At 57.9% G+C, this 22,820-nt stretch carries 22 protein-coding genes; 8 read left to right on the forward strand and 14 right to left on the reverse strand.

Annotated elements, in window-relative coordinates:
• Positions 1 to 36 precede the first annotated feature (36 nt).
• On the reverse strand, positions 37 to 1,074 hold the full coding sequence (locus tag ACYQ6M_RS27700) for a C-terminal binding protein (protein WP_460076876.1): 1,038 nt from the start codon (positions 1,072 to 1,074) through the stop codon (positions 37 to 39).
• A gap of 175 nt (positions 1,075 to 1,249) precedes the next feature.
• On the opposite strand from ACYQ6M_RS27700, the gene ACYQ6M_RS27705 reads away from it, so the two are divergent.
• Complete coding sequence (locus tag ACYQ6M_RS27705) at positions 1,250 to 1,957, forward strand: GntR family transcriptional regulator (protein ID WP_075283105.1); 708 nt, start codon at positions 1,250 to 1,252, stop codon at positions 1,955 to 1,957.
• Positions 1,958 to 2,063: 106 nt separating this feature from the next.
• On the opposite strand, the gene ACYQ6M_RS27710 is transcribed toward ACYQ6M_RS27705, so the two are convergent.
• Both ACYQ6M_RS27710 and ACYQ6M_RS27715 read right to left on the reverse strand, forming a co-directional pair.
• A complete protein-coding gene (locus ACYQ6M_RS27710) occupies positions 2,064 to 2,708 on the reverse strand; it encodes an NHL repeat-containing protein (protein WP_460076879.1) in 645 nt (214 codons plus the stop codon).
• Positions 2,709 to 2,717: 9 nt separating this feature from the next.
• The gene (locus ACYQ6M_RS27715) at positions 2,718 to 3,938 is read right to left on the reverse strand and encodes a helix-turn-helix domain-containing protein (RefSeq protein ID WP_460076881.1); all 1,221 of its coding nucleotides are present in this window, start codon (positions 3,936 to 3,938) and stop codon (positions 2,718 to 2,720) included.
• A 104-nt stretch (positions 3,939 to 4,042) separates the two neighbouring features.
• Here ACYQ6M_RS27715 and ACYQ6M_RS27720 point away from each other — a divergent pair, with 104 nt between their 5' ends.
• From ACYQ6M_RS27720 to ACYQ6M_RS27735, 4 genes are all read left to right on the forward strand, one after another.
• Entirely contained in the window at positions 4,043 to 4,336 is a 294-nt protein-coding gene (locus ACYQ6M_RS27720; RefSeq protein WP_367021718.1) for a hypothetical protein, read from the forward strand.
• A gap of 2 nt (positions 4,337 to 4,338) precedes the next feature.
• Entirely contained in the window at positions 4,339 to 5,031 is a 693-nt protein-coding gene (locus ACYQ6M_RS27725) for a DUF899 domain-containing protein (RefSeq protein WP_367021717.1), read from the forward strand.
• A gap of 442 nt (positions 5,032 to 5,473) precedes the next feature.
• Positions 5,474 to 5,956, forward strand: a complete 483-nt coding sequence (locus tag ACYQ6M_RS27730) for a hypothetical protein (RefSeq protein ID WP_460076884.1) — start codon at positions 5,474 to 5,476, stop codon at positions 5,954 to 5,956.
• Positions 5,953 to 7,164, forward strand: a complete 1,212-nt coding sequence (locus ACYQ6M_RS27735) for an HlyD family secretion protein (protein ID WP_022999521.1) — start codon at positions 5,953 to 5,955, stop codon at positions 7,162 to 7,164. Before ACYQ6M_RS27730 ends, ACYQ6M_RS27735 begins: the two co-directional genes overlap by 4 nt.
• 221 nt (positions 7,165 to 7,385) lie before the next feature.
• On the opposite strand, the gene ACYQ6M_RS27740 is transcribed toward ACYQ6M_RS27735, so the two are convergent.
• From ACYQ6M_RS27740 to ACYQ6M_RS27775, 8 genes are all read right to left on the reverse strand, one after another.
• Positions 7,386 to 8,138, reverse strand: a complete 753-nt coding sequence (locus ACYQ6M_RS27740; protein ID WP_286185517.1) for a transcriptional regulator NanR — start codon at positions 8,136 to 8,138, stop codon at positions 7,386 to 7,388.
• Between the two features lie 72 nt (positions 8,139 to 8,210).
• Positions 8,211 to 10,040: a D-apionate lactonase gene (gene apnL / locus ACYQ6M_RS27745; RefSeq protein WP_460076886.1), complete on the reverse strand. Its 1,830-nt coding sequence runs from the start codon at positions 10,038 to 10,040 to the stop codon at positions 8,211 to 8,213.
• Between the two features lies 1 nt (position 10,041).
• Complete coding sequence (locus tag ACYQ6M_RS27750; RefSeq protein WP_460076888.1) at positions 10,042 to 11,067, reverse strand: Gfo/Idh/MocA family protein; 1,026 nt, start codon at positions 11,065 to 11,067, stop codon at positions 10,042 to 10,044.
• A 10-nt stretch (positions 11,068 to 11,077) separates the two neighbouring features.
• The gene (locus ACYQ6M_RS27755) at positions 11,078 to 12,142 is read right to left on the reverse strand and encodes an ABC transporter permease (protein WP_055660605.1); all 1,065 of its coding nucleotides are present in this window, start codon (positions 12,140 to 12,142) and stop codon (positions 11,078 to 11,080) included.
• On the reverse strand, positions 12,139 to 13,701 hold the full coding sequence (locus ACYQ6M_RS27760) for a sugar ABC transporter ATP-binding protein (RefSeq protein ID WP_460076890.1): 1,563 nt from the start codon (positions 13,699 to 13,701) through the stop codon (positions 12,139 to 12,141). The genes ACYQ6M_RS27755 and ACYQ6M_RS27760 overlap by 4 nt, the downstream gene beginning before the upstream one ends.
• The gene (locus tag ACYQ6M_RS27765) at positions 13,698 to 14,366 is read right to left on the reverse strand and encodes a DUF2291 family protein (protein ID WP_460076893.1); all 669 of its coding nucleotides are present in this window, start codon (positions 14,364 to 14,366) and stop codon (positions 13,698 to 13,700) included. The genes ACYQ6M_RS27760 and ACYQ6M_RS27765 overlap by 4 nt, the downstream gene beginning before the upstream one ends.
• A gap of 112 nt (positions 14,367 to 14,478) precedes the next feature.
• The gene (locus ACYQ6M_RS27770) at positions 14,479 to 15,417 is read right to left on the reverse strand and encodes a D-ribose ABC transporter substrate-binding protein (RefSeq protein ID WP_022999528.1); all 939 of its coding nucleotides are present in this window, start codon (positions 15,415 to 15,417) and stop codon (positions 14,479 to 14,481) included.
• Between the two features lie 110 nt (positions 15,418 to 15,527).
• Positions 15,528 to 16,352, reverse strand: a complete 825-nt coding sequence (locus ACYQ6M_RS27775) for a phosphogluconate dehydrogenase C-terminal domain-containing protein (RefSeq protein WP_460076896.1) — start codon at positions 16,350 to 16,352, stop codon at positions 15,528 to 15,530.
• Positions 16,353 to 16,468: 116 nt separating this feature from the next.
• Between ACYQ6M_RS27775 and ACYQ6M_RS27780 the strand changes: the two genes are divergently transcribed.
• The 3 genes from ACYQ6M_RS27780 to ACYQ6M_RS27790 all read left to right on the forward strand — a co-directional run bounded on the left by ACYQ6M_RS27780 (position 16,469) and on the right by ACYQ6M_RS27790 (position 19,968).
• Complete coding sequence (locus ACYQ6M_RS27780) at positions 16,469 to 17,737, forward strand: ribulose-bisphosphate carboxylase large subunit family protein (RefSeq protein ID WP_460076898.1); 1,269 nt, start codon at positions 16,469 to 16,471, stop codon at positions 17,735 to 17,737.
• On the forward strand, positions 17,734 to 19,059 hold the full coding sequence (locus tag ACYQ6M_RS27785; RefSeq protein WP_460076901.1) for a four-carbon acid sugar kinase family protein: 1,326 nt from the start codon (positions 17,734 to 17,736) through the stop codon (positions 19,057 to 19,059). Before ACYQ6M_RS27780 ends, ACYQ6M_RS27785 begins: the two co-directional genes overlap by 4 nt.
• Before the next feature lie 288 nt (positions 19,060 to 19,347).
• Entirely contained in the window at positions 19,348 to 19,968 is a 621-nt protein-coding gene (locus ACYQ6M_RS27790) for a YdeI/OmpD-associated family protein (RefSeq protein ID WP_168687825.1), read from the forward strand.
• Between the two features lie 70 nt (positions 19,969 to 20,038).
• Here the strand turns inward: ACYQ6M_RS27790 and ACYQ6M_RS27795 are convergent, their stop codons facing one another.
• From ACYQ6M_RS27795 to ACYQ6M_RS27805, 3 genes are all read right to left on the reverse strand, one after another.
• Positions 20,039 to 20,476 (reverse strand): PACE efflux transporter, encoded by a 438-nt coding sequence (locus ACYQ6M_RS27795; RefSeq protein ID WP_460076903.1) that lies wholly within the window; start codon positions 20,474 to 20,476, stop codon positions 20,039 to 20,041.
• Between the two features lie 270 nt (positions 20,477 to 20,746).
• The gene (locus ACYQ6M_RS27800; protein WP_031268836.1) at positions 20,747 to 21,193 is read right to left on the reverse strand and encodes a VOC family protein; all 447 of its coding nucleotides are present in this window, start codon (positions 21,191 to 21,193) and stop codon (positions 20,747 to 20,749) included.
• Positions 21,194 to 21,329: 136 nt separating this feature from the next.
• A complete protein-coding gene (locus ACYQ6M_RS27805) occupies positions 21,330 to 21,986 on the reverse strand; it encodes a glutathione S-transferase family protein (protein ID WP_460076906.1) in 657 nt (218 codons plus the stop codon).
• Between the last annotated feature and the right edge of the window lie 834 nt (positions 21,987 to 22,820).

Raw genomic sequence — 22,820 nt, forward strand, 5'->3', positions numbered from 1 at the left:
CATGTTGCGGGTTGCTGGTCCCGCAGGAGCTTTGCGTCAGGCCGCCCCGCTGAAAGCTGGCGTGACCGGTGAATTGACGAGGTTGCGAAGGCGGCCCTCGCGCAGGAACTGCATGGCCGTTTCCACCGAAAGGCGCCGCGCGTCGGCGACGCTTTCCGGGCTGGACCAGGCCGCATGGGGCGTCACGAACAAGCGCTCGCCGACGATCGGATCGGTCCCATTGGCATAGGCAAGGGCGATTTCATCGGACTTGGAAGGCGGCTCGACCGGAAGCACGTCGATCCCGGCACCTGCGATCGTTTGCTGTCGCAAGGCGTCCAGAAGCGCGTTCACGTCGATGATCGCGCCGCGTGCCGTGTTGATCAGAATTGCGTGCGGCTGCATCATCGACAGTCGCTCGGCGTTGATCATGTTGCGGGTTTCCGCTGTCAGCGGACAATGCAGGCTGACGACATCGCTCTGGGACAGCAGCTCTTCGAGATGGTCGCACCGGTCCACACCTGCGGCGATCTCGGTACCGCGGGACACCAGCGGATCATATGCCAGAACGCGCATGCCGAAAGCCTTGGCCCGAAGCGCCGTGGCAATGCCGATCCGTCCGAGGCCGATCACGCCGAACGTCTTGCCGCGCAAGCGCGCCAGCAGCGGCGCCCGGGCATGGTCAAAGCCGTCTTGGGGCGATTGCATGAGGTTGCGGTGGTAGCTGGCGATACCGCGCCGCATGGTGAGCATCAGGGCAATGGCATGATCGGCAACTTCGCTGGTGCCGTAGTCCGGTGTATTGCACACCGGAATGCCTGCACTGGCGGCTGCCTGAAGGTCGATGTGGTCAAATCCGACACCGGCTCTCACAATGATCTTGCACCGATCCAGCTTTGAAATGAGCTGGGGTGAAACCGGCATTTCATGCCAAACCACCATTGCATCACACGACCGCAGAACCTCTTCAGGCAACTGCTCGGGAGAGCGCTCGCGGTAAATATCCCAGTCCACATCGTCACCCGCCGTGGCCCGTTCGATCAAGGCATCGTCTGGGTATTGGGCATCAGGGGTCAGGAGACGCAGGCGGGACATGAAATACCTCTTGAACTTCAAAGTGCATTTTGTGTTTGCATTGGCTCTTCTAGAATTCTAGAATTTACTCGAATGTCAAACAAATTTTTGAAACTATGAAAAAAGCAAGGTTTTTGGCGATTACAGGTCTGCTAGACCGTGGTGTAGTGAGCCAGGTGGATGCGAGGAGAAGAGAGTGTCGCTAACCCAGGAAGCCAGCGAGCGCATTCGCGATGCGATCGTGTCCGGTAAATTTGAATTCGGTGAGCGGCTCTCGGAAGAGCAAATCGCAAGAGCGCTCGGGATGAGCAAGGCACCGGTTCGAGCCGCCTTCATGGAATTGCGTGACATGGGTCTGGTGACCATTGTCCCACAGGCTGGAACCTACGTGTTTACGCCTTCGCGAAAAGACGTCGAGGAAATGAGCCAATTCCGGGCCATGCTAGAAAAGGAAGCTCTCCAGATGGCGCTGGAGCGGAACCGAAGTGGGCTGGTGCAACAGTTGTCCGCCGCCATTTCCCAGATGGACCACGCGATAGAAATTGGCGACCGGCTGCGCTACAGCACGGCCGACAGCGCGTTTCATCGGGTCATTCTTCAGATTGCCGGAAACAGGTATCTTGAAAAGGCCTATGATCTGACTGCAACTGCTCTGGCCGCGCTGAGAGCACGCCTTCAGTCAGGCGAAGGCGACTACTGGCACCGCTCCTACGCCGAGCACACCCGCATGCGCGACCTGATCGATCAAGGCGAATTCGACGCCGCTCACGCACTCCTGCAAGAGCATATCCTGATCATCAATCGATCCCTGGCCCTGCCGGATACCAACACCCAGGTCCGCCAGAAGGCACAGCTGCGCTCGGACCAGGAGTGTCAGGAATTGCTTCTTCAAAGTCAGGGATGACTGCCTTCGGTGAGTAGCCGCAATTTTTGCGGCTAAGCGCTTGCGACAAGCCCGGCGATAGTCGCGGCGCCATGACCTTAATAGCGAGGGTCTTTTGGGGAACAGATCATTCAGAATCTGACCCCGGCCGTCGGACGACCAACAGTTTTCCGGCACCTCCGCTGCCGCAGAAAAAGCGATCACCGCCATCGGATTCAAGTCCCGAGACGCCGGAACCCGATGGCATTTGCAAACGCTCCAGCACATCTCCAGTCGCGGCATTGATGTGCCGGATATCGCTTTCGCCGTCCTGCCAGGTGCCGTGCCAAAGCTCGCCATCCGCCCATGTGACGCCGGTGACGAAGCGATCCGATTCAATTGTACGATGAACCTTGCCGCTTTCCGGATCCACCTGGTGGATCTTGCGGCCCCGATGCTGTCCAACCCAAAGGAACCCCTCGGCCCAAGCCAGTCCCGAATGCCCGCCGTCACCGGGGGCCGGTATCGTGGCCAGCACTTCTCCGGTATTGGGGTCGATCTTGTTGATCGCATCATCGGCAATCTGGAACAGATGAGTTCCATCGAAGGCGGTACCGGCATCGGCGGCAGTCGCGATCGATCCCGTAATCTCTCCACTTTCCGGATCAAGCGCATTTAGCCTGTCTCCGGACGCGAACCAGACCCGCTCGCGACCAAAGCTGACCCCGGCAATGTCATCGATGCCGGGGAAGGGGCCGAACTCCCGGATGATCTCTGCTGTTCTGTGTTTCATGCGGCAATTCTAACCGGTGGCGATTGCAAGGGGGAGTAACAAACTTGTCGGGAATCCGGGAACACTCGATAGGATCCAGCGGCAGGCCCGCCCTCGTCCGAAGGATCGAACTTTCCCGGCAAGAGCAAGGTCTTCAAGCTTCCTTTGAACCGTGCGTGGACTTACACCGAGTGCCATCGCCAGCGCAGAACTCGACCAGGCCTCGCCGTCCGCGAGCAGCGCCAGCACCTCCGGGTGGTCGCTTTCCACCGGCGGCGCCAGCACGGCGACCTGGTGAGCGCCGTACAGCTTCAGAGCAAAACCCAGGCTCGTTGCCCTTACCGCGGCGACGGGTTTGATGACCTTGCGAAGGCGAGCAATCTCGACACGCAACCTCGCCCGGTGCGAATCGTCCACATGCTTTGCCCCGAAGGCGTGCATGAGAAGGTTTTCGCGCGAAACATCTTCCGGCCAGACCTCTGCCAACGCCCGGGCCAGAGCAAGCAGGACTGGACGGCGGTCGAGTGAGATCAACTTTTCCCCAAGCCTCACAGCATTTCGGCAGGTATCTACAATAAACGTATCGGAGGCGACCAGAGCCTCGACCCCGTCAAGCTGCAGCAAGTCTTGCCTGTCGCGAGAGACAAGACGGGCGGCCGGTGCCTCCAGCGCATGCCATGCCTTTTCAACCTCGGCCTTGAGGGAGGGAATACCGGCATCCCGGGCAGCACGCGCTGCCTGCTGGAGTGCGGCTCGTGCAGGCCCCGTCCGGATTTGCCGCATGGCAATGCCGGCTACCACAAGACCGTAGCCGGCTCGAGACGCAGGCGGCAAGACGTCGATGTCGATGCTGTCGAGTGTCCTCTGGGCATCTTCGAGCCGGCCGATGAGCAGAAGCTGGCGGGCTTCGAGATAGCCGGCATGTGCGGCATTCACCTGGTCACCACCGGCTTCGAGCGTCGCGCGGGTTGCACCGAGCGTTTGAAAGGAACGGCCGAGGTCGCGGCAGACCAAAGCGATCTCTGCTTCGGCAACCATGCAGCGTGCACGCGCCATCGGCTCATCCGGCCCGAAGGCGCGGGCCGCATCCTTCAGCAGCTCTCTGGCGCGCGCAAGGTCGCCGAGCTGGGCCATGGCAATGCCGCGCAACGCCAATGCCGGCGCGTCGTTGCGCAGTGCCACTCGTTTCAATACCGCCAGAGGATCCCCGGACGAAAGGGCGCGCGCCGCCGCGGCGATCAGCATGTCCATGGAAATCCCGCCAAACTTGTAACTCTCACCCGCCCCGTCTCCGCATCTATGTCTTTGCTCACCGGGCGATGGTCGCAAACGCCGGATCATACGGAGGACCGATAATGACGATGTTTGCAGGTACAGGGAAGACACAAGCACCCTCTGGTCACCACCGCGACACAGCAGGGTGCCTTCGGCTGGCCGCCGCGCCAACCTTTGGCTCAATGGCATGGATTTCCGCAACCGGAGTGCAGGGGTGGGAGATCTGTTCATCCGTTCCAGGCTTCCTGCCTGTGAATGACATGACCCTGATGTACGTCCTGATGGGCCTGTTCCACCTGCCGCCCTGGCTCAGGCTGATGTCCGCCCGCTCGCGGCGCTTCGATATCCCCACCACCCAAACTGAAGGAGAATGATCATGCAAAACGCTGTTGTTTCACATGAAGACTGGCTCGCCGCCCGGCGGGACTTGCTGCAAAAGGAAAAGGAACTCACGCACCTGCGCGACAGTGTCGCCAGCAAGCGCCTTGCCTTGCCGTGGGAACGCATCGAGAAGGACTACGTCTTCGATACACTTGACGGCCCGCGCTCGCTTGCCGGGCTTTTCGAGGGACGGTCTCAACTCGTGGTGCAGCATTTCATGTTTGCGCCGGGATGGAAGGAAGGCTGCCCGAGCTGTTCTTTCATGGCCGACCACGCAGACGGCATGAACCTGCATCTTGCCAACCATGACGTGACCATGATTGCGGTCTCCCGCGCACCACTTGCCGATATCGAACGCTACCGCAAACGCATGGGCTGGAGGTTCGGATGGGTCTCGTCCTTCGGAAGCGACTTCAACTACGACTTCCAGGTCAGTTTCACCCCCGAGGAAGTCGCCAGCGGGCACATCGACTACAATTTCGGCGGTTGGAACATGACGGGCGAGGAATGGCCCGGCGTCAGCGCCTTCATCAAGAATGAGGCCGGCGAAGTTTTTCGTACTTATTCGACCTACGGACGCGGTGTCGAAGTGATGATGGGCACTTATGCCATGCTCGACCTGACGCCCAAGGGGCGTAATGAGGCGAGGGGAATGGACTGGGTGCGCCGACACGATCGCTACGAATAAGCACCTGGGAATTGAGTGCGCAATGCATGTCGGCATCGCCGGAAAAGGTAAGATCGCCGGGCCTGCAAAGGCCCGGCAATTTGCAAATTAGCCTCTAGGCCCACCGGCTTCTTTCCGGACAGCTGCGACCAGGGCGAACGGCTGATTGGAAGCGGACGACCTGAGGCAACCCTCGCTGCGGCCAGCGTGCCATCACGGAGACCACAGTCGAAATCCTGAGGGTCGCTCGGGACGTCTACACCAACCATCTCGTCATTCCGGAAAGACATTGCCTGAAACCCTTCGATCCGGCCTCGGAAGGTGCGTGTCACACCGACTGCGGATCAGGCCGACCTAACGTGTCCTCGGTCAGAGGCGCAATTTCTTGTTTCAATCGGTAATTCCTGCAGACATTATGTTTCCGGTGACGTTGGGTCACAGCACATCGGGTGGGGGAACATTCATGAGCACAACGGCAACGACGGCGCAGACACTGGACCCACCGCCGGATTCCTGGGTCGCGCCCGGCGCCAGCGACGGCTTTGCCACGGCCGGGTTGATCACACTGCTGCTGCTCCTTTTCCTGGTGATCTACCTCTATGCCGTTTTCGACCGCTACGCGGAGCACAAGGGATCGAGGACGCCGATCCGCACCACGATCCCGACCATGCTGGTGATCGGCCTTGCCTATGATCTGGTGCCGCCCTTGCGGGACGTGAGCCTTCTGTTGCCGTTGACCCTGATTTTTGCCGCCTTTGCCTATGACGTCGTTCTCTGGATGAAGCCGGAACCGGCCGCGGACGAGACGTTGCAGGAAGAGGAAACAGCATCAGCCGAGACCGTTTCGCCTGCCAATGGGACGCCCCCTGCCAAAGAACAACCGATAGCAGAGCAGTCGGTTGCGGATCTGCAGACACCGGTCGAAGGAAAAGGAGCCAGCGCATGATCGAGCTGCTCATCACCTGCTTTCCGCTGTTGCTGCGCATGGCCTATCTGCGCTGGCGGGGACGCCCCGTGACGCTCTACAACGTCCACCGCGCACTGTTCGTCTGGATTGTCTTGTTCGTCGCGCTGATCTTCACGGTCGAGTATTATCATCCGGACACCCCAAATGCGTTGATCCCCTACCGTGTCGTGCCGATCGTCACCGAACGTGGTGGCACGGTTACCGAAGTGCCCGTTAAAGCCGGTCAAACCGTCAAGGTCGGCGATCTGCTTTTCACGGTCGATGACAGCAGCGAAAAGGCGGCGGTCGCAACCGCCCAGACCGCGGTCGGCGAGGTGAACAGCCAGATCGATGTCGTCAAGGCACAGATCAAGGCAGCCGCGGCCGACCTCGCCCGGACGAAAGCGGTTCTCGACACCGCCAACCTGACCCTGTCGGAACAGCAGGACCTCAAGGACAAGAACTCGCCCGCCTACACGCTGAACAGGTACGAAAACGCAAAGGCCGCACAGGAGCAGGCGGCCGCCAATGTGAACGCCGCCAACTCCAAGATGGAAGCGCTGCAAGTGCAGCTCGATCAGGTCCTGCCTGCAGAACTGAAGTCCGCGGAAGCCGCCCTAGACCAGGCCAAGGTCAATCTTGCCAAAACCAAGGTTTATTCGTCGGTTTCCGGCAAGATCGAGCAGCTAACCCTGAATGTCGGCGCTCGCGCCGCGCAGTTCTCGGTTAATCCGGCGATGGTCATCGTGCCGGATCGCGACGAGTCCGATCCCATCGAAATCGTCGCTGGTTTCAGCCAGACAAACAGCGCGGTTCTGCATGTCGGCATGCCTGCGGAGGTCGCCTGCGAGAACAACATCAACAGCGGCATGGCGAACACGGTGCTGGCAGCGCGCATCGTCCGCATCCAGGACGTTATCGCGACCGGCCAACTCGGTCCGACCGGCGTGCTGATGCAGCCGTCAGACCGTCGCGGCCCCGGTGACCTGGTCGTACATGTTCGGCTCGAATATCCCGAACAGAACGCTCTGCTGGTTGATGGTGCCAGATGTCTGGTACAGGCCTATACCACCCATATTTCCGGCTCGCTTCAGGGCACCTTCATGGGTGGCATCATCCAGGCCTGGGCGCTGGAAAAGGCGCTGATCATGCGGATGAAGGTCTGGATCATGCTCTTCGCTGGAACGGGACTGATCGGCGGGGATTGAGTCGGCAGAAAATCGTCAGATCCGTGACGCGATGCTCGATGTCATCCGCAAGGACAGCGCAAATTCGACTTGTTGACCAGCTGCGGGCATTCCCCGCTGATGATTGGGTCGGGTTTCCGGATCCTGACGAGAGCCGCCGAAAGACTGATATGGGGACGCTTTGCCGGCTGGCAGGCGCCGATGGCACCAACCGCGTGCGCAACGAAACCTTTGGTGCAGTGTCAAATGTGATGCCGGTAAAGGTCCTGAGATCTGTTCAGGTGCGAGCGCATTGCGCTTTCGGCCTCTTCAGCGACGCCGCCTTCGATGCACTCGACGATTTTCGAATGCTCGGCAAGCGTGACGTTCTCCCGTCCCGACCAGATCAACAGGTCCGTATGATAATTGAACAGCCAGTTGAGCATGGCGTCACTTACTGCTGCAAAAATCGGATTGCCCGAGATCGAGGCAATCTTGCTGTGAAACGCGATGTCGGCCTTGATGAAGTCGGACGGACTGTCGAGCATGTCCTCTTGATGGCTTATGAGGTGTTTGAGCTCGGAAATGTCTTCTGGCGTTGCCATTTCCGTCGCGATCCTGACCATGCCGACTTCAAACAGTCTACGCGCCTGCTTCAGGTGCTCCAGATTGTCCGAAGACGCAGACAGCAGCATGCGGGCCACCATATCCATCTGCCGAAACGCAAGATCGGCCGAAAGCTCACTGACCCTGGAGCGCTCACCCTGCGAGATCGAAATGAGACCCTGGGTGTGCATCGTCTGCATGGCCTCGCGCACCGCGGGCCGGCCGACGCCGAAACGTTGCATCAGTTCACGCTCAGACGGCATTGGGTCACCGGGTCCAAGCTCACCGCGTACAATCATTTCACGCAATCGATCGAAAACCTGATCGGAGAGTTTTCGCCGGACAATCTTGTCGTCACCGGTCCCCAAGCCGTTCCAGTTTTCCATGACCCGCCAATCTGATCTCTTCATTGTTGGGGTGTCTGAACGTCGCGACAAGCACGGCGTCAAATTCGCCAGCCGCTTCAACACCCTTAGGAAGACTTATAGCCGGATAACTTCAAATGGGCCAAACGTCCTGCGTTCCCCAAAGCCAATTTCCAGTTCCCGATTTGTCAGATTTGCAGCAAACCGCAAGACCTCACCGTCCTTCTCCACACAAAGGGCAGCGACGCTGGCTGGTGTTTCATCGCTGCAATCGATGACATCCCCTTCGCTTAGCCCAGCAAGGAGCGAGACAACTTCACCGACAGGCAGAAGAGATCCGCTTTCTGTGTCCACGATTCCTCTCGGGCCTGTGAAACTGGCCGGGATCCATTGGCGAATATCAGCGTTGGCAATTGCGGACGCATACCCCATGGTCCAGGCAGCGGCGAAAAGGCCACGCTGACGCGGATCGTCGTGGGTCATGCAGATGCGCTCGTTTCCGGGATTGGCGAATGTCTGCGAACCGTAAGGATTCTGGCGCATTCCTATGGTTGTCGGTCCCAGTCTGTATTCCTTGTCCTTGCCGATGATCGCACGGGCAGTGCGTGTGATGTGCGGCAGGGTCTCGAGTGTTTCGAGAACACTCTCGTCATCAGCGGCATGGACAATCGGATTGGTCGCGTGGGTCACGAAGTCAAGCAACGACACCGGAGGTCGCTTGCGATTCAACTCGGTGAAATAGCTGAACATGCCGCCCCCGAGCCTCATGCCGGGGAAACAGTGCCTTGCGGCCGTATAGATGCCCGCCAGGGGAGGGCATTGCGGCCATTCGCTTCCAGGTGGTGTCGATTGTCGGTCAACGGAAGGACAGACCGCAATGGAAGCCAACTCGAGCCCGCTTCGATCGATCATGTCGGCGAGGTTTTGAAACTCGGCCAAGAGGTCTCCCTTACAGGAAACCACATATTCAAGTTCATAGGACGCCGGGAAACGAACTTGCAACTCCCTGAAACCCTCGAGCGCCTCCTGCCCATGCAAAGCAGTTGGATCAAGGTGACACAGGATTGCTGGAGGGTTCACTTTCCTCAGGAGGTCAATGTGATTGATGGCGGACTTCAGGTCTTCCGGGCTGATCAACAAACCGATGCGCGGAAACCTGCTTTTTGTTTTCTTTCCCGCTTTAAGTTCGACACCCCCGGTGGAGGTGCTTAGCGGTGTTATGGTCGATGGGGCAGTCTCGTTTGCAAGATTTTCTATCTGAAGGGTAATCGACTGCTCGACCTCCTTGCCCGCTTCAATGACATATGGCCACGGAAGCGCCAGGGGTCTCACATAGGTCTTGTAGGAAGCGTCTGACCAGTTGCGCTGGTCCTCCATTTCGAACGTGTCGCCGTCCATCTGGCATCGGGCCTTCAAGTGCGGCGCAGGTGCGTGGGTCAGCGACCGGATCGACTTGAACGGTTGCCAGGGATCTATGAGGTCTGGAAACCAGGTTTGGACGACCGAACCATCACAATGCTCCACTTCGACAGGTTCACCGGCTACTCCGTTGATCGGATGCAGCACCGTGAAACCACAGCGGTTGGTTTCGAAGGCGCTGTCGGCAACAGCCGAGGAGGCAAATCTCAAGGAACCGGTTTCCGTGCCGGTGATGCGTGCCGTGACGCTGAGACCCGCCCCCTGGTTTTTGTAGCGGGAAACATAGGAAATCTCGAACTTCCCAGGCTCTTCCAGGACAACGAGATCGGAGATGGCTCCGGCCAGCGTGCCCCAGTCCTTGTCACGCACCACGTAGGAAATAGCGCGCAGCACTTCGTGGCCCTCGAAACCGACGTAGCGCAGGTTTCCGTCTTCCAGCCGTACTTCCAACGGTCCTGCGCGCAATATCCGGAAAGACTCCGGCGCACTTTCCGTTCCATACAGGCGCATGCGGCTCACGGTACTCATCTCAGGCGCTGCCCAGTATGATTGTTCGGCTGTTCCCGGCGGCAGAAAGATACGCAGCCTCGACCAGTTCCAGCGTCTTCAGGTTGTCCGTTCCAGATGTCTCTGGCGTGCTGGCAGCATTCAGGCAATCGATGAAGTGCCGTTGAATGTTGTAGACACTTTCCTGAATGTTGTGCCAGGGGCACTCCGCCCAGGAAAGCAATGGGGGCGAAACGTCCAGTTCTCTGGTGCCGGACGCATTGTGCAGCACCAACCTGTAATCAGGCATCAGCCTCAGCGTCCCTTCACTGCCATCCACTTCAAGAAGGCTTTCCGGAAAACTTTCCCGGGACAGCCGTGATGCGTAGCTGCAGTCGACAACACTGGTGACGCCGCTTTCGTGAACCAGCATCATGGTGGCAACGTCTTCCGCCTTTATTGCCGGATTGACCCGCTTGGTGCTTGCCGAGATGGTACGCGCGTCACCGAACAGGAAACGGGCGATATCCAGGATATGAATCCCGAGGTCCTGGATGATGAAACGGTCATCCGTCGCAAGATACGGCTGGCTGGCATAGACATCATAGGCCGAGCGGAAACTGACCCGCCCCCAGAACGGCGTTCCGATACTTCCCTTTTCGATTTCGGCTTTCGCCGCGCGGATTGCCGACTGCCAGCGAAAGTTCTCGTGCACCATCAGGGTCACGCCGGCCGATCCAGTAGCATCGACCATTGCTGTGGCGTCTTCCAGTGTGTCCGCGAAAGGCTTCTGGCAAATGATGTGCACTTTCGACCTCGCCGCGAGTTCCACCAGGGGCCGGTGGGTCTGAACTGTCGTCGCGATGTCGACAAAGTCGAGCTCTTCCGATTTCATGAGATCGACCGCGTCGGAATAGGTCCTTTCAATGCCAAAGCGTTCGGCCGTTTCCTGCAGGCGTTTGTCGTCGCGATCACACAGCGCGATGATGGCTGCTCCGTCGACATCGGCCCAAGCATGCATGTGATTTTGGGCGAAAAAACCGCAGCCGATCAATGCGCCTTTCTTCATGAAACTCTCCTCAAGCTGCCGCGGCCTGCTGTTGTAGTGCCACACGGGCCTGCAGCTTTTGCTGTGCCTGGTCGACAACTACGGCGGCGATGATCACCAGGCCCTTGATAACGGTCTGCCAGAAGGAACTGACCCCCATCATCACCAGTCCGTCGGACAGAACGCCTATCACGAATGCGCCGACAATCGTTCCACCGATCCGTCCGCGTCCACCCGACATGGATGTGCCGCCGAGGACCGCCGCCGCAATCGCATTGAGTTCGAAGGTCTCTCCCGTTGCCGGATGCGAAGCCACCAGCTGAGACGAGATGACAAGGCCGACAATGGCCGCGCAAAAGCCCGAGAACATGTAGACGAACATCTTGACGCGGTTGACCTTCACACCCGAGAGGGCGGCTGCCTTCTCGTTGCCGCCCACCGCATAGATGTGCCGTCCCAGTGGTGTTCGGCCTGCTATATACGCGGCAATCAATCCGACAGCTATCAAGAGCCAGATGGACACCGGGATACCGAGAAAGCTACCAGTGCCGAGCATGTCGAAACCCGTAGATCCATAGGCCTCCTTGCCGACGAGGTTTGGAAACGTCGCCCCGTCAGAGGAAAGCAGCGCTAGCCCGCGTGCCACGTAAAGCGTTCCGAGCGTCGCGATGAACGGTGCCACATTGAGACGCGTTATCAGCACCCCATTTATCGCTCCCACGAAAACACCGACGGCGAGCGTGATGAGAATGATCTCGAAGATATTGAAATAGAGCGAGTACCCGATCCCCAGATCGACACCGTTGAGAATGAGATAGCCGGCCACCATTCCGCAAAGGCCGACAATCGACCCGACCGAGAGATCGATCCCGCCGGTAATGATGACGAAGGTCATGCCGATCGCCAGAAACGCGTTCAGCGCCACGTGCTTGGACATGATGACGAAATTCGCGGTGCTGAGGAAATTTGGAGCCGCAAACGAGAAGAACGCAAACACCGCAATCAGGGCGATGAAGGTCCTGAGCTTCAGGAGCAGCAGGATCATCGGTTGTCCGCCGGAGGTGCCTGAAGGCTGCATGGTGGTGACTGATGTCATCCGTTACTACTCCCAATGAAATGACCTGCTTCGGAGGCAGGAGCGTGCCCGATCGCAGACGCCGCGATTATCTGTTCTTCCCGCACGTCGGCGCCCTCAAACTCGCCCGTAATGCTGCCGTTCGACATCACGATGATCCGGTCGGACAGGGACATGACCTCTTCAAGATCCGAGGTGACGAAGAGAATTCCCAGTCCTTCAGCCGCAAGCCGCCGCATGGTGCGAAAAACCTCGGCCTTTGCGCCAATGTCGATACCGCGGCTCGGCTCGTCCATAAGCAGGACCTTTGGCGAGGTCATCAGCGCCTTGCCGATCACGACTTTCTGCTGGTTGCCTCCCGAAAGAGAGCTGACCGGGTTTTCCATGCTGGCAATCTTGATGGCCAGGTCCTTCACGAACCGCTTCACCGTCTCCCGCTCTGCCTTGAGGCTGAGGTGAATGCCCTTCACGAACCTGCCGAGGCTCGACAAAGACATGTTCTCCCGGATTGGCAGGATCTGGATCAGACCTTCCGACTTCCTGTCTTCGGGGATTAGCGCCAGCCCGCGTCCGATACGCCCAGCAACGTCCGGTTCGTTCAGATGGCGTCCCTCGACGTAGAAGTCCCCTGTGCAATGGGGATGCTGGGCCATGATGCACTCGAACAATTCGGAGCGCCCCGCACCCATGAGGCCGTAGATGCCGACAATCTCGCCAGCCCGCAGGGACAACGACACGTCATCGACAACGAACTTTCCCGTCCGGCCCATCAGGCTGATGTTCTCGCAGCGAAACACTTCGTCGCCGAAGTCGTGCTCGACCGTCTTGGCGAAGTCCTTTGAGGCTGCACCGATCATGTTCTGCACGATCCAGGGCACATCGACGCCGTCCATGCTCCTGGCACCGGTTCGTGCACCGTCCCTCAGCACCGTGATGTAGTCGCCGATCCGGATCAGTTCCTCCAGGCGGTGCGAAATGTAGACGATGCCGACACCGCGTTTCTTGAGGTCCGCGATGACCCGGAAGAGGATTTCGACTTCTGCCGCACTGAGGGCGGATGTCGGTTCGTCCATGATCAGGATCCGGGCATCCTGGGCCAGCGCCTTGGCGATCTCGACAATCTGCTGTTCGCCGATGCGAAGGTCGGACACCATCGCATCCGGCGAAATGTCGTGCTCGAGACGCTGCATCAGCGCTGCGGCTTCCGACCTCTGGTCGCTGGCGGCGATATCCACCCCGGCGCGGGTCTTTTCCCGTGCGATAAAGATATTGTCGGCAACCGACATGTTGGGAAACAGGTTGAGTTCCTGGAAGACGATGCCGATCCCGTGTGCCGCGGCCGTGCGCGTATCGGGGAAAGAGACCTTTTTCTCTCCCATCAGAATATCACCCGAGGTCAGCTGCTCGACGCCGGCGATCACTTTCATCAAGGTGGATTTGCCAGCGCCGTTTTCGCCAACGAGCACATTCACTGCGCCAAGCCGGACATCGAAGTCCACGTCCTTCAGCGCATGTGTACCTGGATAGAGCTTGTTTGCGGCGCGCACGGACAAGCCGATCTGGTGCTTTGCTTCTCTCATGACCCACCAATTTTTGTCTCAACGGGTGTGATCAGGTACGGCGGACCATCACCGCGCACCGTAAAGGCACCAAGCACGTCAACCGTCTTGCCCACGAGATCGTCGCGGGGCAGATCTTTCAGAGCGCTTTCGTAAGCGCGTGTATTCAGGGAGCGGGAGAGCTGGGCAAACTCTATTTGATCGGTAAATGAGGAGAAATCTACAAAGGGAAGGATGTCCCGGAGTGCTGTTCCGCGGATCACCGGACCAAGCTGCAGGATAACATCTGCTTTGCCATCAGCGGTGACGTCCACTTCCGCGGTGGCGGCACGCGTATCGGTCTTGGCCGCCAAGATTGTGCCCTGTACCCGGGCTGCAAAGTTCCAGGGACTTCCCTCGCTGGACGGACGATAACCATGTGCTTCGCCGGCGACGTCAACATCTCCTGCGATCGCTTCGCCGAGAACGGCCATGTCGGTCGCCGTTTGCTGAAGATGTGGCAAAACCTGTTTGGACCAGATGTCGGCGACAAGGGCATCCATGTCGCCGCCAGGATCGCTTGAAACGACTTGCTGGGCCTGACCGTCACCGTCATTGGTGGCAACATGCTTTTCGAGTTTGCAGCCGCCCAGGCCGGCGACAACCGCAATAACTAACAACAGGGAAGGAACTGCGCCGCGATCCACTGTGCAACCTCCTTGAACAGAACCCTTCCGGCGGTATCCGGCAGGACTTTTTCAGGTTTTCGTGGGAAAGATCACACCGCCGCGGAGTATCCGCCGCGGTGTGATAAAGGGCCTAGTTCAGCGCGAAAGTCTCAAGGTTACCTGCATTCGAACCATTGATCAGGACGCAATCCATCAATTGCTTTTCGTCCTGACCGGTCGATCCTGTCTTCAGGTACTGGTCTGCCTGCTCCACTGCGATCTGAGCCTGCCGGTAGGCTGGTTGCAGCACGGTTGCCTTGATGCCGCCTTCCAGAATGGAGTCGCGTACATCGTTGCTGCCATCAAAACCGACAACAATCACATCCGTCCGCCCGGCTGCCTTGAGAGCCGCCCAGGCTCCCATGGCCATGGTGTCATTTCCTGAAATGACACCCTTGATCTCGGGGTTGGCCTGAAGGATGGTTTCCATCTTTTCGTAGGCTTCGGTCTGGCTCCAGTTGGCTGATTGCTGGGCAACCATCTCCAGATCGGGGTACTGGTCAATCACATCATGATAGCCTGCAGAGCGAATTCCGGCATTGGTGTCGGCTTCGCGGCCCAGCAGCTCGGCATATTTGCCTTCTTCACCCATCAGCTTGACGAACTCCTCCGCGCCGAGCTGTGCTCCCTGGTAGTTGTTGGAGACGATCTGGGAAACGGCAATGCCTGTTTCCTTGATTTCGCGATCGATCAGGAACGACGGAATGCCGGCTTCTTTCGCGCGGCGGACTGGAGCGACAGTCGCATCCGCACCGGCATTGTCCAGGATGATCGCCTTCGCACCACGGGCAATTGCCGTATCGAAGAGCTGGTTCTGCTTGTTCGGATCGTCATCGTGGACCAGCACGAGTGTGTCATAGCCGAGGTCTTCGGCACGTTTCTGCGCGCCTTCAGCTTCCGCCTTGAAAAACGGGTTGTCATGCGACGGTGTGATGATTGCAATGAGGTCGGCTGCGGAAGCGTAAGCGGGTGCAAGCAGGGTAGCTGCAACAGCAGCGCTGGCAAGCAGGATTCGTCTCGTGAATTTCATGTTGTCCTCCCAACAATAGGTTCAATCTCGTGCCAGGTCCCGCGGGGTCCCTCCAAGACCCCGGCGGCACCAATCTGAACGTTCGCCATACGAGATGGCGGACCGCTCAATCAGGTGATCTGCCGGATGCTTTCCCTGATTTCGTCCGGCTTGAACACGCCGATCCAGTCGTCTCGCATGAGACGTTTCTTGCCATTGGTGATGGCCTTGTTGCAGGCATCGGAGAAGACGCCGTCGACTTCTTCCATGACGACTGCTCCAAGAATGTTCATGTGTCCCAGAAGAAAGTCCCGGGCCGCCACGGGGTCGACTCCTCGCCGGATGACTTCATCCATTGCTTCCTTCATCACAACGAGAAGGGTCGCGCAGACGGTTTCGGACAGGCCCGGCTCCAGGAGCGCCATTTGTTCCACCGAGACCCGGTGCGAACGCAGGATCGGCTGAAAAATGGTTTTCGCGATCTCCTCCCCGATTGCATAGTCCTCTTCCGGACCCTGCATGAGGGCGTTCACGATCGCCTGTTTGGCAGCAATTCCGCCGAAGTAGTCGCGTTTCGCAGGCAACTGCGTTTCATCGTTGAATATCGGCGGATGGCAGGGATGGGTGACGAAATAGGTCACGTCCTTGCGCTCTGGAAAGTGCCCTGCAAAGGGGGCAGCTGCGTCCAGTGCGATCAGCATCGTTCCTGGCGCAAGCTTGTCGATGATGCCTTTCGCCACCGCCCGGATCGCAGTGTCCGGCACAGCAAGAATAACCGCACGTGCGTCTTCAAGCGCGGTGTCGACGTCGACACAGCCGACGCCGACTTCCGCCTTCAGCCGATCTCTGCCTGCATCGCTGACTTCCACATGGGCAACGTTGAAACGGGAGCCTTTCAGGTTCTGGGAGAGCCGCACTCCCATTTTCCCCCCCGCACCGATGAGAGCGATTTTCATGTGTCCTCCAAATTTGTTGCGCAAATAAATTCACATACAAATCATGTTGTCAACTGGTATGATAAGTTGATAGTCATATAAGCAATGCGCAACTTGGAACAGGACAGAGGACGAGAATGGGGAGGCTCTTTGCAACATATGATCTTGAAACACCGACAACTCTGGAGCGGGCCGCCGAGGTAATCGCAGGTGAACAATCCTCGGGAACATTCCTGAAGCTGCCGGGTGAAACAGACCGGTTAAAAGAGCTCTCCGGGGCAAGGGTCGAGCGGGTCACGGCAACATCGAGCAGCAGGGTTCCCTCGCTGCCGTGCCGGATCAGCGCGGAGACCTACACGCGCGGCGAGATCGTTCTTTCCTGGCCGCTCGAGAACATGGGCACATCCCTTCCAAACGTCCTGGCAACCGTTGCCGGCAACCTTTTCGAACTGACAGACGTGTCCGCGCTTCGCCTGACGGACATTTCGTTTCCTGAAGAATTCGCCGTGGCGTATCCGGGTCCGGCCTACGGCCGGCAGGGAACTCTGGCGCTTGCCGGGGTCAGGGACCGGCCGATGATCGGCACGATCATCAAACCAAGCGTCGGTCTCTCACCTGCCGAAACAGCGTCTCTTGTCGCAAAACTCGCCGACGGTGGAATCGATTTCATCAAGGATGATGAATTGCAGGCGAACGGTCTTCACTGCCCGTTCGAGGATCGCCTGAACGAAGTCATGAAAGTCATCAATTCGCATGCGGACCGCACCGGCAGGAAGGTGATGTACGCCTTCAACATCACCGACGAGCTGGACGCGATGCGCCGTAATGCCGACCTCCTGCAACAAGCCGGCGGCACCTGTGCGATGGTCAGCCTGTTTTCACTTGGCCTTACGGGCCTGACCGCCATCCGGCGGCACGTTGATCTTCCACTTCATTGCCACAGAAACGGTTGGGGCATCTATTCCAGATCGCCGGATATCGGCATCTCGTTTCGTGTCTGGCAGAAGTTCTGGAGGCTCGCCGGAGCGGATCATCTGCATGTCAACGGGATCGCGAACAAGTTCACAGAGGCCGACACCACGGTTATCGAAAACGCCCGCTCTCTCGATGATCCCTTGTCAGAAGAGCGCGGATATCAGGCGATGCCGGTATTCTCGTCGGGTCAGACAGCCGTTCAAATGGAAGAGACCTGCCGGGCCGTAGGGCACACCGACTTCATTTATTGTGCCGGGGGCGGGATCATGGGACACCCCGGCGGTGTTGCCGGCGGTGTCGCCAGCCTGAAGCAGGCTGCAGAGGCTGCCGTCGGCGGAATTCCGGCACATGTTTTCGCGAAAGATCACAAGGAACTTTCCGAGGCCCTGGACCTGTTCGGCAAAAAAGACGGCACCGGAGCAAGGAAATGACCGGCGATCTTCTCATTTCCTATTACGGTGACGATTTCACCGGATCGACGGACGTGATGGAAGCCCTGACAACCGGAGGCGTCGAAACCGTCCTGTTCACGTCAATCCCGGGTGAAAAACAGCTCGAAAAGTTCAAGCATTGTCGAGCGGTCGGCCTGGCAGGCATCAGCCGTAGCCAGACACCCGATTGGATGTCGGAGCACCTACCGGCGATTTTCTCCTGGCTGTGGACGCTCGATGCGCGTTTCTGCCACTACAAGACCTGCTCGACCTTCGACAGTTCGCCAGAAAAGGGCTCCATTGGCCGAGCCCTGGAAATCGGCCTGGAAACGTTCAGCCAGAAACGGACAGCAGTTGTGGTCGGGGCTCCTCAGCTTCGGCGCTACACCTATTTCGGCAATTTGTTCGCGGCTTACCGGGATGAAGTCTACAGAATAGACAGACATCCCGTGATGAGCAGGCACCCGGCAACACCGATGCACGAAGCGGATCTGGTAAAACACCTGTCAGGGCAAACGAACCTGCCTTTTGAATGCCTGACCCCGCTGGACGGTTCCATCGCCGCCAAGCACGGCAAGGTCCCGGACATCGACCAGGTGCGCAACCCCAATCTCCTGATAGATGTTTACGACAGCCTGTCCCAGGTGGCCGCGGGAAGTTATCTCGAAGAAAGCAGGCAGGGCCTGGGTCCATTCATTGCCGGCTCGTCCGGCGTTGAATACGCCCTCTTGCACAAATGGCGCGAACTTGGCCTGCTGCAGCCGCCGAAACCATCTCCGCCCCTGACGTCCAAGTCCCGTATCGCAGTTGTCTCGGGAAGCTGTTCACCAACTACCGCGCGCCAAATCGAAACCGCGGAACATTTGGGCTTCAGGGGCATCGAAGTCGATTTCAATGCACTGGCAACCGGCAACGGCATCAAGCAGGAATTCGAACGCGTGCTGCAGATCGCTTCCGAGGCACTCGAAACCGGCCAAAGTCCGATCCTTTACACCGCCAAAGGTAAGACCACCGAACAGGTAACAGGGTCCTTGAACCTCGATCAGGTCGGCAAAACCCTCGGCCGCCTTCTGGCTACCCTCAAGGACCGGCATGGTCTCGAGCGTGTTGCCGTAGCCGGCGGTGACACATCAAGCCACGCTCTGGCGGAACTGGACATTTTCGCCCTGACACTCCGCCAGGCCATCCCGACCACACCCGGTTCGCCAGTGTGCACCGCGCAAACCCGCGGAGGATCAGAACTCGAAATTGCGCTAAAGGGCGGCCAGATCGGAAATGACAGCTATTTTGCAGATCTTCGAGACGGCACGTTCAAGCCCTGACGACCAATGCGGGAAAGCAATTGCGTGGTCGCTCTCCGTGCTGAAATCCGCCCAAATGAAGCCCCACTCACGGTGGAGTTTCCACGGGTGGTATGTCGGTGGAATTACGGCTCCCTGACACCAGGCAAGCGGTGGCAACCTTCCATGAAAAGCCATATGGTCCTTTCATCGCCACAACCTTTGATATATTCCCGTGGAGAGTTCCCACCATATCAACAGGTCATGGGCTAACGCTGGCCGCAAACCCAAAATGAAGAATGCAAGCAAGAGGGCTGGCAACCGATGCCGATGATCACGGATCCGGAAGATTTTTTTACCAAGGGCTGTGGTCGTTGTGAACGCTTTGAAACGCCTGACTGTTCAACCCGTCCCTGGATCGACGGTCTGAGGCATCTGCGCCGTATCTGCCTTGACATGGAACTGGAAGAAACCGTCAAGTGGGGGCATCCCACCTATATGCACGCTGGTCGAAACATAGCGATTTTTGGGGCGTTTCGCAGCGATTTTCGTCTGAGTTTCATGAACGCCGGTCTCCTGAATGACACGGAAAATGTGCTTGAACCACAGGGACCGAACGCTCGTACGCCGAGCATAATCCGCTTTGCCGATGTGGCCCTGGTTGAAGAGATGGAACCAGTGATCCGCGCGTACCTTCGGCAGCTTATGGAGCATGCGGAAAAAGGCACGAAGCCACCAAAGGTACGAACGGAAATTGACATGCCGGATGAATTGGCTGAGGCCCTGCAAACGGACCGGGAGCTGGCCGATGCATTTTATGCGCTCACGCCGGGTCGGCAAAGAAGCTACATGTTCAATCTTAACCAGGCCAAACAGTCCGCAACACGTGTCGCTCGAATCGAGAAGTTCCGCCACAAGATCATTGCCGGCAAGGGCGCCATGGAACGTTAGAATGTGCGGCCACAGCTCTGGAACCGTTGCGGACGTCCAAGTCTATCCAGACGTTTTTTCTCGATTGCCACTACCTAGTAACGGGCCGATTTCTCCACTCGGGCAACGGGAAGAGTTTGTCGTAAACCCAGTTAAAGGCAAAAGCGTAGACCAGGTAGAACGCTACGAAAAACAGATCCATTACCAAAGCCTGCCAAAGGGACACACCCAGATACCAGGCAATGAATGGCATCAGAACGATCAGCAGACCAATCTCGAAGAAAATCGAATGGATGATGCGCACAATGAGCGTCTTCAGGGTCTCGCCCGTGAGGCGCTTGTAGGTCACGTCGAAAACGAAATTATAGACGACGTTCCAGAGCGTCGCGATGGTTGCGCTGACAACGCCGACGACGCCAACATCATGCATTGGCACGCCAAAGGCGACCGTTGCGAGCGGAACGGCCAGGACGAGTGCGATAATTTCGAAGCTTAGTGCTTGTCGAAGACGATCGAGTGGGGACCGCATTGAAACCTCAACAATGGTAGCGGGTCGTCCCGCTTTGTTATTTCCACATATGAGGTCGTCCTCAACGCGCCGATATAGAAATCCTGCACGATCTTTTCAAGTTGAACAGATGCAGCCTGAAAGTGCCTGGACCTGAGATGGTCACCCATCAAATTCGGCCTCATAATGCGGCTTCTCGGGCAAAAGCGACACCAAAATGTGCCGCAGCAAGTTTGGAAGCCAAAAGACCTGGTCCAAACGGCACGTCACTTCGACGGAGGGCGTTCCAGTTCAACCCTGCTGCGGGCGCCAGTCAGCCGATGGAATGACGTTGATCATCCATGGAATGCCGAAGCGGTCGACCAGAGAGCCGAAACCTGGTGACCAGAAGGTTTCTGCAAACGGCATCACCGTCTTGCCGCCTTCGGACAGTTGACCGAACCAACGTTCCGCTTCTGCCTTGTCTTCGGTATGCAGTGTGACATCGAAGCCGTTTTTGGGTTTATCGATGCCAGGCGCCCATCCGGTGTCCATATCGGCACCCATCAGCGCCTGGTCACCAACTTCCAACCAGCAGTGCATCAGCCAGGTCTTGTACGCCTCATCGGTGATGGGCATGCCTGGAGGTGCGTCGGCATAAGGCATGGCGGCTGTAATCTTCCCGTTGAGTACCTTCGCATAATACTCAAAAGCCTCACGACACTGGCCCCGGAAGCTTAGGCTGGTAACGATTTTCACGGTTGTCTCCTTTCGATTGGTGGTTCCAGGTGCTCCCCGCGAGACGCCGAGCCCGGAATTGCGAAACTGAGCTGCTCCTGTCTTTCAAGAAGCGCAACGGCGGCACGGTCGTTGGTATCGCGGAAGAGGTTCATTTTCAGGCGTCCGCATGCACTGCCACATCGATTGACGGCAATGGGGGCGCATCCAGGCCGTTGAAGGGGTCACGCCAGGCATCGATCTCTTCGAGCTGGTGATACCAACGAGCGATGCAAGAATAGTCTTCGATCGGCAGTCCTGCGACGTCATTGAAGGGCAGATACGCCGCCATTCGGAAGTCGGCATAGGAAACCGAATTTCCGACGAGCCACTCGCGTTGAGAAAGTTCGACTTCGAGAATTTCCGCGGACCTGCGGAAGAGGCGTAGACCTTCCTCGATTTTCTTCGGGTCAATCGAACCAAGCCGGTAGCGCTGTTTGGTCCCCCGTTCGAAATGAACAATATCGCAAGCTTTCTCGAAGTTCTCCTTGCTCCAGCTCAGCCAACGGATCATCTCCGGTTCGTCGTCGCCGGTGCGCCAGAAATTCGAACGTCCGAGGCGCGAAAGCCGGCAGGCAATTGCATCGGTCTCCCAAAGGCTTTTTCCCGAGTCTGAGAGTATGGGTAACAACAGATTGGGATTTAGCGGTAGAAACCTCTCGGCCTCACCAGGGGCGAGGGGCGAGGCAAATTCGAACTCGATATTTGCGTCGAGATAGCGAGCCACCGCGACCGCCAGTCGAGGATTGGGATTTCGGCTGAAGAACAGTTTCATTCCATATCACTCCCGGTGTTCGTCCATTCCAAGCGAAATGCTGACTGCACCCGGCGGCCTTTTCGTTAGCAGTAATATCAATCCAGACATTTCCAACATCGCCTTTGCAGAGGCATTCTTTCCGCAGACAAAAAGTAATCTGCCAGGCAACAAACCGTCGACCTTGGCACTGCTCGCAGGTGTTTTTCCCGACCTTGGCTCTACCTCAAGCAGATCTTTTTCCCTGTGAAGATCACTCTTTTGGCTCCCCACTCCGCGATTGTTTCGCCAGTCAAAGTAGGAGGACTATCGTGCGCCAGCGAAGGATGACAGATTTAGTATTAAAAAACAACTGACAGTATTAAAAAACTATCAACCAGCCGAAACTGTTCAAATTGCAAACACTTCCGCTGACTTGTCACCTCAAACGGTGGCTGGCGTTTCCTTGGCGTTGAGACCTGCAAGGCCAGGCTCTTCATTGTTCAAATAAAGAGAGAAGCCGTTCGCTTGTTCATCGCCCAAGTGAGCGTGAAGCAGTATGCTGGGGGTCAGGCAATCGCCTGCACTTTGCAAGCGGCAAGGGAGCGGCGGGACCTAATACCGCGCCTGCATCCTTCCCCCCCTATCACTTTGCCACCGGCTCGAACCCGCTGTCCGCGACCGGTCAACGCGATGAACCACGAGAGGTGGAGGGACAACATAACCCGTATAGTAAAGAACACCGTGATTGATCGGAAAATAGCGGCGCAATGTACCGGCTTGCTCAAAAGTGCCCCATACGAACCGAATCAGCGCAACATGCTCTAAAGTCAACAAAATTGAAAGAGACGTCTCCTCAAGCAATTTTGAAGAGGA

Source organism: Roseibium sp. ROS1, from assembly GCF_054658215.1.